1 protein-coding gene and 1 pseudogene are annotated in these 1167 nt (G+C 43.5%); both read right to left on the reverse strand.

The window, feature by feature from the left end; all coding sequences use genetic code 11:
• On the reverse strand, nucleotides 1-126 hold a 126-nt coding region (locus N1032_RS28510; protein ID WP_407933076.1), incomplete at its 3' end, for a transglycosylase SLT domain-containing protein.
• 9 nt (nucleotides 127-135) lie between these two features.
• Nucleotides 136-1167, reverse strand: a pseudogene (locus N1032_RS23455) (hypothetical protein); the annotation flags it as partial.

Consider the following 1167-nt stretch of genomic DNA (forward strand, 5'->3'; position numbering starts at 1 on the left):
CCCACTTGCTGAGACAGCATGTGCTTTACCGGAAGATTCAACATTTATTACTTGCCTAATCAGTTTCTCAGGAACACCGTGTTTTTTGGCGTATTTGGCAATTAACTCTGAATAATCTTTAGCCATAAATACTCCTTATTTTTTAATCTTAGGTTTGACAGATGTTTTGTCATAATCAACCATAAGTGCCCCTTGTTTCTTGCCACTAATAGCTTCGCCACTACGCTGAGCAAGTACACCTGTTGACTTTCCTTTTAACCCTTTCTGCTTACCTTTTTGGTTCCACTCCCAATCGTATACTTCATCACCTGATTTGGTCTTACCTTTCAGTTTAATGTTTTTCTTCAGCGTAGCATCTGAGAACAAACCTGATATACCCCCGATAACACCACCTGCAACAGCACCCCAAGGCCCACCGATCATCGCACCAGCGGCAGCACCAGACATAGCCCCTCCAAGGGCTCCTTGTGCTTTAGAAGCACCACCCCCACCAACTGCTGTCTGTGTAGTAGAGCCTGAATTACCTTGTCCTGCAATCTGAGAGACCGTATTGCGGTAAGCTTCCAAGTTCTGTTGCCCAGCATTTTTCTGGTCAACCAAATTCTGATAATTGGTTTCTTGTTGGGCATTTTGCATCTGCTGACTCACCTGTCCAGCTTGGAACTGGTTCTGCAACATTTGCTGACCTAATTGACCACGAATAATTTCACCCTGTTGGTATTGACTAGCAAGCGTAGTTCCTAAGTTTCCATAAAACTGCATCCCTGTAGTGTATTTGTTAATATTAGCCTGTTGATTTCCTTGGAGTGTAGCTAGAGCTGCTTGTTGAGCTTGTCCACGAGCAGTATTCATGATATCTGCCTCGCCCTTAGCTTGAGCTTGTTGAGCCTTCCCAGCCATAACAGCTTGGGATACACCAGCACGAGAGTTACCCATACCCCCTACCATGTTGGCCTGTTGGTTGAGTTGAGTCACTTGATCATTGTATTGCTCATTCAAATCCTGTGCTAATTGTTGTTTCTGATTACGAACTGTTTCAGAATCATATAACTCACTGGACAATTGATTAATCTGTCCCCCAGTGATACTAAAATCTTTGTTCATAAATTCATTAGCGACTTGCTGGGATTTGTCTAACAACTGACCCGCGTCACCAGTATACTTTTG

Origin of the sequence: Herbiconiux daphne (genome assembly GCF_024979295.1) — a bacterium.
Lineage (GTDB): Bacteria > Actinomycetota > Actinomycetes > Actinomycetales > Microbacteriaceae > Herbiconiux > Herbiconiux daphnes.